The 14120-nt window shown below is 62.6% G+C and carries 17 protein-coding genes; 8 read left to right on the forward strand and 9 right to left on the reverse strand.

The window, feature by feature from the left end; all coding sequences use genetic code 11:
* The first annotated feature begins 12 nt into the window (after window positions 1-12).
* Genes flhA through AC2FM3_RS08100 form a run of 4 tightly spaced genes read left to right on the forward strand, consistent with a single transcriptional unit; the run spans window position 13 to window position 4272 of the window.
* On the forward strand, window positions 13-2040 hold the full coding sequence (flhA, locus tag AC2FM3_RS08085) for a flagellar biosynthesis protein FlhA (RefSeq protein ID WP_496680582.1): 2028 nt from the start codon (window positions 13-15) through the stop codon (window positions 2038-2040).
* Window positions 2037-2810, forward strand: a complete 774-nt coding sequence (locus AC2FM3_RS08090; RefSeq protein ID WP_496680488.1) for a flagellar biosynthetic protein FliR — start codon at window positions 2037-2039, stop codon at window positions 2808-2810. The genes flhA and AC2FM3_RS08090 overlap by 4 nt, the downstream gene beginning before the upstream one ends.
* Window positions 2807-3895 carry a flagellar type III secretion system protein FlhB gene (flhB, locus tag AC2FM3_RS08095; protein WP_496680489.1) on the forward strand — a complete coding sequence of 363 codons (1089 nt, stop codon included), beginning with the start codon at window positions 2807-2809 and terminating at the stop codon, window positions 3893-3895. The genes AC2FM3_RS08090 and flhB overlap by 4 nt, the downstream gene beginning before the upstream one ends.
* 29 nt (window positions 3896-3924) lie before the next feature.
* The gene (locus tag AC2FM3_RS08100) at window positions 3925-4272 is read left to right on the forward strand and encodes a hypothetical protein (RefSeq protein ID WP_496680491.1); all 348 of its coding nucleotides are present in this window, start codon (window positions 3925-3927) and stop codon (window positions 4270-4272) included.
* 30 nt (window positions 4273-4302) lie between these two features.
* Here the strand turns inward: AC2FM3_RS08100 and AC2FM3_RS08105 are convergent, their stop codons facing one another.
* From AC2FM3_RS08105 to AC2FM3_RS08145, 9 genes are read right to left on the reverse strand one after another with little or no spacing between them, the layout of a single operon-like run.
* Complete coding sequence (locus tag AC2FM3_RS08105) at window positions 4303-4845, reverse strand: flagellar basal body-associated FliL family protein (RefSeq protein WP_496680492.1); 543 nt, start codon at window positions 4843-4845, stop codon at window positions 4303-4305.
* Between the two features lie 12 nt (window positions 4846-4857).
* Window positions 4858-5583: a flagellar basal body L-ring protein FlgH gene (flgH, locus tag AC2FM3_RS08110; RefSeq protein ID WP_496680493.1), complete on the reverse strand. Its 726-nt coding sequence runs from the start codon at window positions 5581-5583 to the stop codon at window positions 4858-4860.
* 2 nt (window positions 5584-5585) lie between these two features.
* The gene (gene flgA, locus AC2FM3_RS08115) at window positions 5586-6002 is read right to left on the reverse strand and encodes a flagellar basal body P-ring formation chaperone FlgA (RefSeq protein WP_496680494.1); all 417 of its coding nucleotides are present in this window, start codon (window positions 6000-6002) and stop codon (window positions 5586-5588) included.
* Window positions 6002-6787: a flagellar basal-body rod protein FlgG gene (flgG, locus tag AC2FM3_RS08120; protein ID WP_496680495.1), complete on the reverse strand. Its 786-nt coding sequence runs from the start codon at window positions 6785-6787 to the stop codon at window positions 6002-6004. The genes flgA and flgG overlap by 1 nt, the downstream gene beginning before the upstream one ends.
* Before the next feature lie 24 nt (window positions 6788-6811).
* Window positions 6812-7522, reverse strand: a complete 711-nt coding sequence (locus tag AC2FM3_RS08125) for a flagellar hook-basal body complex protein (protein WP_496680496.1) — start codon at window positions 7520-7522, stop codon at window positions 6812-6814.
* Window positions 7522-7794 carry a flagellar biosynthetic protein FliQ gene (locus tag AC2FM3_RS08130; RefSeq protein ID WP_496680497.1) on the reverse strand — a complete coding sequence of 91 codons (273 nt, stop codon included), beginning with the start codon at window positions 7792-7794 and terminating at the stop codon, window positions 7522-7524. The genes AC2FM3_RS08125 and AC2FM3_RS08130 overlap by 1 nt, the downstream gene beginning before the upstream one ends.
* Window positions 7795-7797: 3 nt before the next feature.
* Window positions 7798-8088: a flagellar hook-basal body complex protein FliE gene (fliE, locus tag AC2FM3_RS08135; RefSeq protein ID WP_496680498.1), complete on the reverse strand. Its 291-nt coding sequence runs from the start codon at window positions 8086-8088 to the stop codon at window positions 7798-7800.
* 12 nt (window positions 8089-8100) lie between these two features.
* Window positions 8101-8487, reverse strand: coding sequence for a flagellar basal body rod protein FlgC (gene flgC / locus AC2FM3_RS08140; RefSeq protein ID WP_496680499.1), 387 nt, complete (start codon window positions 8485-8487; stop codon window positions 8101-8103).
* Between the two features lie 10 nt (window positions 8488-8497).
* Window positions 8498-8887: a FlgB family protein gene (locus AC2FM3_RS08145; protein ID WP_496680501.1), complete on the reverse strand. Its 390-nt coding sequence runs from the start codon at window positions 8885-8887 to the stop codon at window positions 8498-8500.
* 87 nt (window positions 8888-8974) lie between these two features.
* Here AC2FM3_RS08145 and AC2FM3_RS08150 point away from each other — a divergent pair, with 87 nt between their 5' ends.
* The 4 genes from AC2FM3_RS08150 (at window position 8975) to flgK (ending at window position 14120) form a co-directional block, all read left to right on the forward strand.
* On the forward strand, window positions 8975-10318 hold the full coding sequence (locus AC2FM3_RS08150; protein ID WP_496680503.1) for a FliI/YscN family ATPase: 1344 nt from the start codon (window positions 8975-8977) through the stop codon (window positions 10316-10318).
* A gap of 85 nt (window positions 10319-10403) precedes the next feature.
* Window positions 10404-11243: a flagellar motor protein MotB gene (locus AC2FM3_RS08155; protein ID WP_496680505.1), complete on the forward strand. Its 840-nt coding sequence runs from the start codon at window positions 10404-10406 to the stop codon at window positions 11241-11243.
* 97 nt (window positions 11244-11340) lie between these two features.
* Window positions 11341-12636, forward strand: a complete 1296-nt coding sequence (locus tag AC2FM3_RS08160) for a flagellar hook protein FlgE (protein ID WP_496680507.1) — start codon at window positions 11341-11343, stop codon at window positions 12634-12636.
* 32 nt (window positions 12637-12668) lie between these two features.
* A complete protein-coding gene (gene flgK / locus AC2FM3_RS08165; protein WP_496680509.1) occupies window positions 12669-14120 on the forward strand; it encodes a flagellar hook-associated protein FlgK in 1452 nt (483 codons plus the stop codon).

Consider the following 14120-nt stretch of genomic DNA (forward strand, 5'->3'; position numbering starts at 1 on the left):
GCGCTGGCGCTGATGACCGTGATCGTGATGATGATTCTGCCAATGCCGTCCTGGGTGCTCGACATCGGGCTGGCGGCCTCGTTCGCACTGGCGATTTTGATCTTCACCCTGACCCTGTTCATCGAGCGCCCGCTGGATTTTTCGTCCTTCCCGACGATCCTGCTGGCCTCGCTGATGCTGCGGCTGTCGCTGAACGTGTCCTCGACCAAGCTGATCATCGGGCAGGGCCACACCGGCCCCAACGCCGCCGGCGACGTGATCGAAGGCTTTGCCCAATTCGTGATGAGTGGCAGCATCTTCCTGGGTCTCGTCGTGTTCGGTGTGCTGCTGATCGTGAATTTCATGGTCATCACCAAGGGCGCCGCGCGCATGGCCGAGGTCGGCGCAAGGTTTGCGCTGGACGGGATGCCGGGCAAGCAACTGGCCATCGACGCCGACATGTCGGCCGGTGCGATCGACCACCAGCAAGCCAAGGAACGGCGCGAGCTTGAACAGCAGGAAACCACGTTTTTCGGCTCGCTGGACGGGGCGTCGAAATTCGTCAAGGGCGATGCGGTCGCCGGGCTGCTGATCACTCTTCTGAACCTCCTGATGGGGCTGATCATGGGGGTGATCGTGCATGGCATGCCGGTTGCATCGGCGTTCGAAACCTATGCCATCCTGACCGTGGGCGACGGGTTGGTGTCGCAGATTCCAGCCGTGATCATCTCGATCGCATCGGCCCTGTTGCTGGCGCGCGGCGGCACGCAGGGCGCGACCGACAACGCGTTGTTCTCGCAACTGGGCCGGCATCCGGCGGCGCTGGGCACGGTTGCGGTGCTGATGGCGCTGTTCGCGCTGGTGCCGGGCCTGCCCTTCCTGCCCTTCATTCTGGGCGGGGCGGTCCTGGGTTATGCCGCCTATCACGTTCACAAGAAACAGAAGGCCGAGGCCCTGGCCGCGCAATCGCCGGCACCCGAAACCCAGGCGCCGTCCGCGCAGGCGATCGGCGATGTTCTGGACCTGGACGATGTGCATTTGGAGTTCGCGCCCGATCTCGTCAGCATGGTTCTGAACCCCGGAACCGGTCTGGATGCGCGGATCGCCAACATGCGGACCTATGTCGCCTCGAGCTTCGGCTTGATCCTGCCCGAGATCCGCCTGACCGACCGTGCCGATCTGCCGATGGGCACCTATGTGATCAAGGTGCAGGGGGTCGAACAGGCCCGCGGCGTGCTGCACCCCGACCTGATCCTGGCGCTTGTGCAGGAAGGCGCTGATCTTCTGCCCGACGGCAATGATGTGACCGAACCGGTCTATGGTGCCCCGGCCCGGTGGATCCTGCCCAAGGACCAAGAGGCCGCCGCCCTGAGCGGTGCCACCATCGTGACCCCACCCGAGATCCTGGCCACACACCTTTTAGAGATCATCAAACAGAATTTCTCGCGCCTGCTGACGCTCAAATCCTTGCGCCGCCTGCTGTCCGAGATGACCCGCCTGAGTGATCCCGCACGGGCTGAGGCCAACCGCAAACTGCTGGACGAACTGATCCCCGACAAGGTTCCGATCGACACGCTGCATGCGGTGCTGCGGCTGCTGCTGGACGAGCGGGTCTCGATCCGCAACATGGCGCTGATACTCGAAAGCGTGGCCGAGGCGCGGATGACCACGACCCAGCCCGAAGCCATCTGCGAAATTGTGCGCCAGCGGCTGGGCTTCCAACTGGTGGCCGAACTAAAGCGCACAGACGGCTCGATACCGCTGATCCAACTGGCACCGGAATGGGAAGAGACCTTCGCGACCTACCAGATCGACGCGCCTGGCGCCGGATTGGATGTGGCGCTGCCGCCCAACCTGTTCAACAAACTTGCGGACGGAGCCGTGCAGGCCTTGGCCAGAACTGCGGATCAGGGGTTGTATCCGGCCCTGGTCACATCCACCCGCCGCCGCAGATTGTTGCGTACAATCCTGCAGGCGCGCGGCGTGTCGAACCCGGTTCTGTCGTTCGAGGAAATCGGGCTCGAGGCGCGGCCAGCATTGGTCGGGACGGTGCCGGCATGATCGCCCTGCCTCCGGCGCTGCTCGACCAGCTGGGAGCCGGGCTTTGGCTGGCTTTCGTCGTGTTTCTGCGCGTTTCGGCCTTTGTGTCTCTGCTGCCCGCCTTCGGCGAGCGCAGCATTCCCCCCCGAGTCAAACTGGGCGCAGCCATCGCCTTCACCCTGCTGATCGCTCCGGCGGTACCGGGGCCGGAAGTTTCTGCAGGCCTGCTGCCGCTGGTGAAGGCAATCCTGACGGAGACCCTGATCGGGCTGTTTCTAGGTTTTGGTCTGCGGTTGTTCGTGCTGGCGTTGCAAACCGCCGGTTCGATCGCGGCCCAGGCAACCTCGCTGTCCCAGATCCTGGGGGGTGCTGCGGCCGAGCCGGTGCCCGCCATGGGGTATCTGATGACACTGGCCGGGCTGGCATTGGCGACGGTGATGGGCCTCCACATCCGCGCGGCGCAATTCCTGATCTACAGCTACGCGCTGTTTCCGATCGGCCGCGCACCCGCAGCATCAGATCTGTCGCAATGGGGCGTGGCCCAAATTTCCCGCAGCTTTTCCCTGGCCTTCGGGCTGGCAGCCCCATTCGTCATCGCCTCGCTGATCTACAACCTGGCCCTGGGTGTCATCAACCGGGCCATGCCCCAGTTGATGGTTGCCTTCGTGGGAGCGCCCGCGATTACCTTCGCCGGCCTGTTTCTTCTGTTTGCCGGAACGCCCATCATCCTGTCCACCTGGAGCGACGCCATGCTCGCGTTTCTCAACGACCCGGTCGGAGCCAGCCCATGAGCAGCCAGGACGACGACAGCGACAAGTCGTTCGAAGCCACACCGCAGAAGCTTCGGAAGGCACGCGAAAAAGGCGAGGTGGTCAAGTCCAATGACCTGTCCGCCGTGGCGGCCTATGCCGGGCTGACGATCGCACTGATCGTTGTCGGCCACTACTCTGCAGAGCACTTGGGCTCGGCCTTCGTCGTTTTGATCGACCAGTCTTTCGCCCTCGGCCCGCTGCTGGTCACCAGATCGTCCAGCGGGCCGGTGGGAGGATTGATGGCGGTCGTTGCAAGCTCAGCCGGTGCGCTGCTGGCCGTGCCCGCCATCGTGGTACTTCTGAGTCTTCTGGCGCAAAGGGCGCTGGTCTTTGCCCCCAGCAAACCGAAGCCGAAACTGTCACGCGTTTCCATCCCGTCAAACGCAAAAAACAAGTTCGGCCGCGGAGGTTTGTTCGAGTTTGCCAAAAGCTTTGCAAAACTGGTCATCTACAGCGTCTGCCTGGCATTATTTCTGCACGCAAACCTGTCCCAGATCCTGTCGGCCGCAGCGGCGCCGCCCAAGGCGTCGATCATTTTGCTGATGAACCTGCTGCTGCGCTTTCTCTTCATCGTGGTTGCCGTGACGCTCGCGATCGGCGCCATCGATTATCTTTGGCAATACGGCGAACACATGCGAAAGAACCGGATGTCGCGAAAGGAATTGCAGGACGAAACCAAAGAGTCCGAAGTCGACCCCCACCTGAAGCAGCATCGCAGACAGCGCGCGCAGGAAATCGCGACCACGCAAATGATGGCGAACGTACCAAAGGCCGACGTGGTCATCGTCAACCCTACGCATTATGCCGTTGCACTGAAATGGTCGCGCGCGCCCGGAACGGCGCCCGCCTGCGTGGCCAAGGGGGTCGATGAAGTTGCGGCGACGATCCGAAAAACCGCGATCGAGGCCGGCGTTCCCATCCATTCCGACCCGCCGACGGCGCGCGCGCTGCATGCGACGGTCGAAATCGGTCAGGAAATCCCTGAAAATTACTATCGCCCCGTCGCCGCGGCCATCCGCTTTGCCGAAGCCATGCGCAAACGCGCCAGGAAAGGTATCCGATGAAGGCAGACAAGCTCTCGGACCTTGTTGCGGTGACCGCTGCCGCCTTTGAAAAGGAACATCAAAAGCTGCGCCCGATCCTCGAACAGGAGGCCCGTGTTCGAAACCGGATCTCGCAACTGGACGCACAGCTGGCACAGGTCCGTTCGACGGCCGCCGACGCGACGGGCTACAGAATGGCCGGCGCCGACGTCATTTGGTACGGCTGGGAGGCATCAACACGCAGGCAACTGAACGCCGAGCTGGCTCGGATCCGGTCGCAGAAGCTTGCGATGATGGACGGGTTGCGCCAGGCCTTCGGGCGGAAACAAGCATTGGAAAATCTCGTGGAACAGCAAGCGACCGCGCTGCGGCGCGCGCACCTGCGAAAAACCGATTGAGGCGACACCGCCACGACTGGAGAGGAGCCGTCAGGTATCCTGACGGCTCATGCTGACGATCAACACGCGGTTGACTTCATCCCCAAGGTCTTTCCTGGCGGCCTCCAAAAGAGATCGGCGCAAGGTTTCCATGTTGTCCGAATGGGTGAACGCCCCGTCAAACCCCCCCATGTTCGCATGGTCGAACAACACCTGAAGGAACGCGTCACGTAACTTCGGTTCGAGCCTGTAGAACGTGTCTTCGTTGCCGGGCTGGGCTTCGAGGCTGAGCGACACAGTGACCAGGGCGGAAATCCTGTCATCCTCCACCAACGGCACAACGAACTGCTTCGTCAGCTTGAGGTACTCATAGCTCGCTTCCTCGCCTTTCTTCCCGTGCGCATTGTCATCACGGGAACCCGCCAGCGCAGTTTGGGTCTGTGGTATTTCCTCTTCGGCTTGGGGGGGGGCCTTCTTTGCGCTCTCTCCATTTCCCTGGGCTTCAGCCGACTTGTTCGGCGCAAGGAAAAGGCCGGCTGCGGCGCCCGCGCCCAGCCCCACAACCAAAAACACGATGGGCACCAGTTTTTTCATCTCGCGTCACTTTCAAAACGGCAACAGGGCGTCCAGAACCTGCTGCCCGTACCTGGGCTGCTGGACATCGGTGATCTGGCCGCGGCCACCGTAGGATACGCGGGCCGAGGCGATCTTGTCGTAGGTGATCTCGTTCTGGCGCGAGATATCCTGCGGTCGCACATAGCCCGAAACCAGAAGTTCCCGCAGTTCGAAGTTCACCCGCAACTCCTGTGACCCGGAGATCGACAGAACGCCGTTGGGCAGCACATCCACGACGGTTGCAGCCACGCGCAGCGTCAGCTTTTCCTTTCGCTTGACCGATCCCTTCCCCTTGCTTGAGGATGCCGAGTCGATGGAAACGGCCTCATCCAGGGATGCGCCCTCGGGCAAGTGACCGGCCGCCCGCTGCGGCAGGCCGAACAGGCCCGGTATCTTCAGCTCGTCCGACCCGCTGCGCGAGCGGCTGGTGTCATTCGAAATTTCCGCTTTTTCGTCCAATTCGATCACAACCGTGAGGATATCGCCCTTTTTCATCGCACGTTGGTCACCCAGCAATGATTGCTGACCACCGCTCCATAGCGACGCACGATCGACCGCGCGCTGCGGTTGCGTGTGCAGAGGCAGGCCGGGCCACAGCATGGCGACATGTTCAGGCGATTCCGTGTTGGGCGACAGGCTTGGCGGCTTGCCCAGATGGTCCAGACGCCCGCAGGCGGCCAATGCCAGGATGGCAAGAAGCAGTGTTGAGACTTTCATGATCAGTTCACCTCGATTTGGCCATCCGGCTGGATTTCGCCCGACACCGTCGTGCGGGATGACAGGTTCATGACCCTGATCCGCTCGCCGGCGGCCCCCCGACCCAAAGCTCGGCCCTCCGCGGCAATGGTCAGGCCGTTCCGGGAAAACTTCAGCGTCACCAGGTCATTTCGGTCCACGATTGCCGGCGTGCCAACGTCAGATGGGTGAATCGGACGACCCGGATAGAGCGCTGTTCTTGCCTCTTTCCCGACCAACTGTTCCAAGGACCGGGCTGCACCGGCCACATCGCCCGGCTTGGTCTGCAGATCCGTTTCCGCGATGATTTCCTTGGGCCGGATCGTTCGGGTCGGCACGACGATATCGGCGAACGCGGAAAGCGGGCTGAGCAAACACAGGGAAAGAAGCACCACCTTCATCAGCGCACCTGCGTCGTCGCGCCCATCATCTGATCGACGGCCGAGATCACCTTGGCGTTCATTTCGTATCCACGCTGTGCTTCGATCAGTTCGGTCACTTCGCGCACCGCATCCACCGAACTGTCTTCCAGATAGCCCTGCCGAAGCGTACCCAGACCATCTTCGCCCGGTGTTCCCACGATCGGCGCACCCGAAGCTTCGGTTTCCTTGAACAGGTTGCTGCCGATCGCTTCGAGCCCTTTGGCATTCGAAAAACTCGCCAGCGTGAACTCGCCCAATAACTGCCCTTCGGCGGTGTCGTCGAAATAGGCATAGACCTCGCCGGCGGCGTTGATCGAGATTGACCGGGCATCGTCCGGAATGGTGATTTCCGGTGCGACGGCGAACCCGTCCGATGTGACGATCAACCCTTCGGCCGAACGCTTGAGGCTGCCATCGCGGGTGTAGGCCGATTGCCCGTTGGGCAGCGTCACTTCCAGATATCCACGCCCCTCGATGGCGATGTCCAGATCGCTGCCCGTCGCCGAGAGCGCACCCTGGGCCAGTTGCACGGTGACCGCCGCCGGACGAACCCCCAAACCCAGTTGGATTCCCGTCGGCAAAACAGTTCCGTCCGAGGCGTTGACCGTTCCGGCCCGCGCCATCTGTTGATAGTGCAGATCCGCGAACTCGGCGCGCCGTGCGTTGTAGCCGGTGGTGTTCATGTTCGCCAGGTTGTTCGAGATCGTCTCAACCCGCATCTGCTGGGCCGACATTCCGGTCGCGGCAATCTTGAGAGCTCGCATTTCACATTCTCCTGCTGCTTGAGATCAGCGCATCAAGGTTTTAAGTGCGCCGCGGACTCGGTCGTCCTCGGCCTCGAGAAAACTCTGGCCCAGTTCGTAGGCACGCTGAATCTCGATGAGCTTGGTGACCTGATCGATTGCATTGACATTCGACCCTTCGAGAAACCGGTTCAGCACCACTGGTTCCTCCACCGGCTCGACTTCGCCTTCAGGCCGAAACAGTGTACTGGCTTCGCGCACCAGCCGCGTCCCGTCCGTGGGGCGGTAGACCCCGATCTGGCCCAACAGCTGCCCATCGACGCTGAGCGTTCCATCGCCCCCGACATCGATCGTCGCTGCGTCGGGCGGAATGAAGACAGGCGCCCCGTTGCTGTCCAGAACTCGATACCCGTCGGGGGTGACCAGATCTCCGTTGGCGTCGGGCGCAAAGCTGCCCGCGCGGGTCAGACGGTTGCCGGACGGGGTTTCGATCAGGAAGAAACCGTCACCCTTGATGGCAAAGTCGAACTGACCGCCAGTTTCCGTCAGAATCCCCTGCTGGAACGAAGTGTTGCGCACCTGCGCGCGACTCATGGACAGCGACGGGCCGCCCGACATATCCCGAACGAACTCGGAGAACACCAGCCCTTGCTGGCGAAAGCCGGTGGTATTGGCGTTGGCGACGTTGTTCGCCACGATGCGCATTTCGCTCATCAGCCCCGACTGCCGGGACAAAGTAACATAGGCGGTATCCATCAGCGGCCTCCTGTAATCAGCGGAACCAGTGTCGAGGTGAAGAAGGTGACCAGCGTCTGGGTCATGAACCCCATCGAGATCCAGAAGACGATCACGATGGCCACCAGTTTCGGAACGAAGGTCAGTGTCATTTCCTGGATCGAGGTCAGCGCCTGGAACAGGCCAACCGCCAGGCCGGTGACCAGCGCCACCGTCAGGATCGGAACCGAGGTGATCACCGCGATCCACAAGGCCTGGCGCACGATGTCATAGAACAAACCTTCGCTCAGCATGGCTCAGACCGGCATCCGAAGGATTTCCTGGTAGGCCTCGACCACCTTGTTGCGCACGACGACCGCCGTTTCCACGGCAAGTTCGGTCTGGGCCAAAGCCTGCACCAGCGCATGTGGATCCGCATGGCCGACCATCGCGTCCTTCGCCACGCTTTCGCTGTGTTTCAGCGTCGCGGCAAAATCCTGGAAGGTGGTCCGCAACCCTTGCGCGGCGCCGAACCGCTCCGGGTCGGCCTGTGTGGCCGGACGGGCGTGAGCATAGTTCTGTGCGGCGTTGATCGTTCGGATATCCATTCTGGTCGTCCCTTATTTTCTCAGCAATTCCATCAGGCTGGATGACATCTGTCGCGCCTGATCGAACATCTTCAGGTTGGCCTCGTAACTGCGCTGCGCTTCGCGCGCGTCAGCGATCTCGATCATCAGATCCACGTTCGACCCCTGATAGTGGCCGCTTGCATCCGCCAGCGGATGGCTGGGGTCATAGATCTGCGACAGCGCTTTCTGGTCCAGCTGGACGCGCCCGGTTCGGACCAGATCGACACCTTCGTCGTTCACCGCCTCGAACGAGACGGTCTTGCGGCGATAGCCCGGCGTGTCCGCGTTCGAGATGTTCTCGGACACATGCCGCAGCCGCGCCGACTGGGCCCGCAATGCGCTGGCCGTCACTTTGAGGGAATCCGAAAAGTCACTCATCTCCCGCTCCTCATGCTTTGCCCAGGCTGGTGCGCAGGATGCCGATCGACGATTTGTAGATGGCCAGAGCCCGGTCATGCTGGCGCTTGACCTCGACGGCCTTCAGCATCTCCTCCTCAAGCGAGACGCCGTTGCCGTTGGGGTCGACGGCCCCCGCGCGGACCTGTTCGGCCCACAGCCTGCCATCCATACCCACGCCGTTCAGGTGGCCAGGCCGTGTGGCGACCATCGCCGGCGTGGATGACGTGTTTTCGAATGCTTTGGAAAACGGCTCGATATCGCGGGCCCGATAGCCGGGCGTATCCGCGTTGGCCATGTTGCGCGAGACCACGGCCTGCCGCTGACCGGCATGGGTTGCCATGGCGTACGCAACTTTAAAGACGTTCAGGTCCGAGAACATCGGGGCTTCTCCCTCGATCAATTTCAATCAAGGCTTAACCCCGATTCCTTTAGAAACCGTTTTCAGAAACCAGTTGGAGCCAACACCATGTCAGACCTCGATCCGTCGATCCTGAAGCCCCTGTTCGACCGGCTTTCACCGGCGCGGCGCATGGGTCTCGTCAACGGTGTCACCCGCGGAGTGATCGAAATCGAGGGTCTGGAGAACGCGGCCCGAATCGGTGACCACCTCACCTTGCAGCGGCAACCCGGTCCGGATCTGGCGGGTGAAGTGCTGCGGGTCGAAAGCGGCGTCGTTCACATGCTCCCCGCCGGCGCGCCCGATGGCGTCCGCCTGGGCGATCGCGTGTTTCTCGAGCCGACCCCGGTCTTTGCCCCCGGTATGCACTGGCTGGGCCGGGTCGTGGACCCGTTCGGGCAGCCGCTGGACGGCAAACCGCTGTTGCCGGGCACGACCCCACGCGACATCATGGCCGCGCCCCCGCCGGCGGTCGATCGCAAGCCGCTGGGTGAACGCATGGCAACCGGGCTGGCCGTTCTGAACACGGTTCTGCCCATCGTACGCGGGCAGCGCATCGGCTTGTTCGCGGGATCCGGTGTCGGCAAATCGACTTTGCTTGCCACCATGGCCAGATCGATGCAGGCCGACGCGGTGGTCGTGGCCCTGGTCGGCGAGCGGGGTCGCGAGGTCAACGCGTTCGTCGAGGAGGCCCTTGGGGCGGACGGGCTGAAGAGATCGGTCGTCGTGGCCGCGACATCGGACCAGTCGGCCCTGGCCCGGCGCCGCTGCGCCTGGTCGGCCATGACCGTTGCCGAATATCTGCGCGATCAGGGGTTGAACGTTCTGTTTCTGGCGGATTCCGTCACCCGTTTTGCCGAAGCCCACCGCGAGATCGCCGCCGCCATGGGCGAGGCGCCATCGTTGCGCGGTTTCCCGCCCTCGACCACACCCCTGATCGCTGGCCTGTGCGAACGGGCCGGCCCCGGCACCGCGCAACAGGGGGACATCACCGCCGTTTTCAGCGTGCTGGTGGCCGGGTCAGACATGGAAGAGCCGGTGGCCGACATCCTGCGCGGGGTTCTCGACGGCCACATCGTCCTGAGCCGCGAAATCGCGGAACGTGGACGTTTCCCGGCCATAGATCTCAGCCGCTCGGTGTCGCGGTCACTGCCGAACGCCGCAACGGACGAGGAGAACCGGATGATCGCCGAGACCCGCAGCCTGGTGGGCAGCTATGAACAGTCCGAGGTTATGATCAAGGCCGGGCTGTACACGCCGGGCACCGATCCCCTGCTGGATCAGGCGGTGCGCGCCCATGACGAGCTGGATGGATTCTTCGCCAAGCCGGACCCCGACGGGATCCAGAACAGCTTTGACCGCCTGGCCGTCATCCTGCGCCGCGCCAAGGCCGGAACTGCGCTCCAGCACTGAGACCGTTTCTTAGAATTTTAATTGTTAAGAGGACCTTAAGCCCTTTCCGATAGTTCTGAACACTGGGTGAAAAAGGGTGGTGGAGATGGGTGCGCAAACGAATGCGCCGCCGATCATCATCAAGAAGAAGCGCGCATCAGGTGGCGATGGCCACCATGGCGGTGCCTGGAAAGTCGCGTATGCCGACTTTGTCACGGCGATGATGGCCTTCTTCATGTTGATGTGGCTGCTGAACGCAACAACCGAAAAACAACGCAAGGGACTGGCGGACTATTTCTCGCCGACGATTCCGGTGCACCCGGTGTCGGGCGGTGGCGACGGCGCCTTCGGGGGCGAGAACATGTTTTCGGAGAAGACCATGGTGATGGATGGCTCCGGGGCAACGAACAAGAATCCGACCGAAGCGAAACGGGCCCGCGGATCGACCGGGGTCGATTCCCTTGGCGACGGGCGCGGCGCCTTCGAGGATTTTTCGACGCTCGAAGCGCAGTTGTTGGGCCGGGCCGGTGAGAGCCTGGTCTCGAAGAAGGCTCTCAAACACATCGTGACGCGGGTCACCGATGAAGGCCTGGTCGTCGAACTTTTCGCGACCGAGTCCGAACCGCTGTTCGAACCGGGTACCGACACGCCGACGCAGATGATGCGCGCGTTGATCCTGCTGGTCGCGCGGTCCTCGGATCTTGTGACCAATGCGATTGCGGTGGACGGCCATGTCCGATCTGCTCCGGTGGTTCTGGCCCAGGATCCTGCGTGGGATCTTTCCACGTCCCGCGCGCAGGCGGTCCGCAAATTGCTGCAGGACGATGGTGTCGATGCCCGCAGGCTGGACCGCGTGACCGGCCATGCCGACCGGGAACTGGCCGTCGAAAACCCGATGGCCCCGCGAAACGACCGGATCGAGATCGTGTTCCTGCGCGACCCATGACCGGAAATGATGCGTGGCATTTTACCTGTTAGCGCGCTGTTAAGGCCCGGCGCGTTAGCTGTTGCGGAAAGATTAGACGCAACAGAAGGGCGTGCCGATGACAATTTCTTCTTCGCTGAATGCCGGCGTGGCCGCATTGAAGGCCAATGCCAACCGGCTTGCGACCATTTCGGACAACATCGCCAACTCCTCGACCTACGGATACAAGCGGGTTGAAACGGATTTTCATTCCATGGTCACGTCCGGACAAGGCGGCAGCTATTCCGCCGGCGGCGTGCGCACGACCAGCCAGCGCCTGATCGACCAGCGCGGGTCGCTCGTAACCACCAACAATTCCACCGATCTGGCCGTGCGGGGCCGCGGCATGCTGCCGGTTCGGTCCGGCTCTCAGATCGGCACATCGTCAAACGAGATGCTGCTGACCACGACCGGATCGTTCCGGACCAATGCCGAAGGTTACCTTGTTACCGAATCGGGGCTGGTACTGCTGGGCTGGCGGGCCAATCCCGACGGTTCGATCCCCAACGTCTCGCGCGACACGCCCGCCGCGCTGGAGCCGGTGCAGCTGAGCGTCAATCAGCTGTCGGGCTCGCCAACGACCGAAATGAACCTGCGCATGAACCTGCCGGCAACGGCCACCGATGCTGGTGCGCCCGGCGATCCACAGCCCCTGTCGGTCGAATATTTCGACAACCTCGGCAAGCCCGAGACCGTGGATATCGAGCTTGTGCCGACCGTCCCGACCACTGGCTCCAGCAACCTATGGACGATGACCCTGCGGGACTCGGCTTCGGGCGGGGCGATCATCGGAGAATACGTTCTGACCTTCACCGACAGCCGCACCGCAGGCGGAACCCTGGCCAGCGTCACTGCGGTTTCGGGTGGGGCCTATGACCCCGCGACCGGAAGCTTCGTGGTCAACGTCGCGGGCGGGCCGATGGAGGTCAATGTCGGGCTGATCGGCGACCCTGACGGCATCACGCAATTGTCCGACACGTTCGCCCCGGTCTCGATCACGCGCGACGGTTCCGCCGTCGGCACGATGTCGAGCGTGCAGGTTGACGAAAATGGTTATGTCTATGCGCTGTACGATACAGGAGTGACGCGGCGGATGTACCAGATCCCGCTGGCGGATGTTCCAAACCCCAACGGCCTGACCGCGCTGGACAGCCAGACCTATGCCCCCTCGCGCGAAAGCGGCACCTATTTCCTTTGGAACGCGGGCGAGGGCCCGACCGGTGAACTGATTTCCTTTGCCCGTGAAGAATCGACGACCGATGTCGCCACCGAACTGACATCGATGATCCAGACGCAACGCGCCTATTCGTCCAGCGCCAAGGTGATCCAGACCGTGGACGAGATGCTTCAGGAAACCACGAACATCAAACGCTGAGCCTGACCTGAGCACCTGAAAGGAGCGGTCCCATGAGCATGTCAACGGCATTGAACAACGCCCTGGGCGGGCTGAGCGCGGCCAGCCGTGGCGCCGCCGTCGTATCCGGCAATATCGCCAACGCGCTGACCCCCGGCTATGCCAAGCGAACGCTGGAATTGGCCACAAGTCAAATCTCGGGAAACGGGGTGCAGGTTGTCGGTGTCACCCGGCACCACGACCCGGTTCTGGCCGCCAATCTTAGGGCAGCGGATGCCGATCTGGCACTGAATTCGGCCATCGCCGATTTTCACGCTGCTTTTGAAACGCTGGTCGGCAAACCCGGCGACGCGGCCTCGGTATCGGCGCGGCTGGTCGGCTTCGAAAACAGCCTGATCACTGCGGCCAGCAATCCCGGCTCGGCCGAGCGGTTGGATCAGGTCGCGCGCGCCGGCGACGATCTGGCCCGGGCTCTGAACGCTGCGTCAGAGGGGCTGCGGGACATGCGATCCGATGCAGACCGCAAGATCGGAAGCTATGTCGATACGCTGAACGCCACTCTGAAGGACATCGAAGACCTGAATGCCCGTATTCCGGCCGTTCAGAACGCCGGCGGCGACATCAATGGCCTTCTGGACCGACGGCAGGTTCTGATCGACCAGGTCAACGAGCTGATTCCCGTGAACTTGGTGGCACGGGACAACAACCGCGTGTCCTTGTACTCGGACGGAGGCCTGATCCTTCTGGAAGGGCGCGCAGCCGAGTTCACGTTCACGACGACGGGCGACACCAAACCCCACATGACGATTGGCAACGGGCTGTTGTCCGGCCTCGAGATGAACGGGCAACCGGTCCGCACCAGCGGCGAAACCGCGCAGATTCGGGGCGGCGCTCTCATGGCTCAATTCCAGATCCGGGACGAGCTTTCGATCGAAGCGCAGGCCCAACTCGACGCCGTTGCTCAGGACTTGATTGAACGCTTCGAAACGCCAGGCCTGGACCCGACGGCCCTAGCAACCGATCCTGGCCTGTTTACTGACGACGGGGCCCGGTACTCCGCAACCGCGCCCGCAGGATTGGCCTCGCGCCTTGAATTGAACGCCGCGGTCGATCCAGATGCAGGGGGGAACAGTTGGAAGCTGCGCGCGGGTCTGGGTGCCGCCGCCCCGAACAATCCCGGCGACGCCACGCAACTGCAGGCCTTCAGCGCAGCGCTGAACCAGGCGCGCCCGGTCTCCACGCCGGATTTCGGCACCGGCAATCTGCGCGCGGCCGAACTGTCCGAGGCGCTGCTGTCCAAGGCCGGCACGAATGCGCAAACGGCCCAGTCCCGTCAGACCTATGCGGCCAGCTTACACCAGCAGATGGAACAGTTGGTCGCGGAACAAGGCGTGGACAGCGACGCCGAGTTGCAGCGGATGATGCAGATCGAACAGGCCTATGCCGCCAACGCCCGGATCATCTCGGTCGTCGATGAACTGATGGAAATGCTGCTGAGGATGTGA

The organism is Ruegeria sp. BHSB172, from assembly GCF_059613165.1.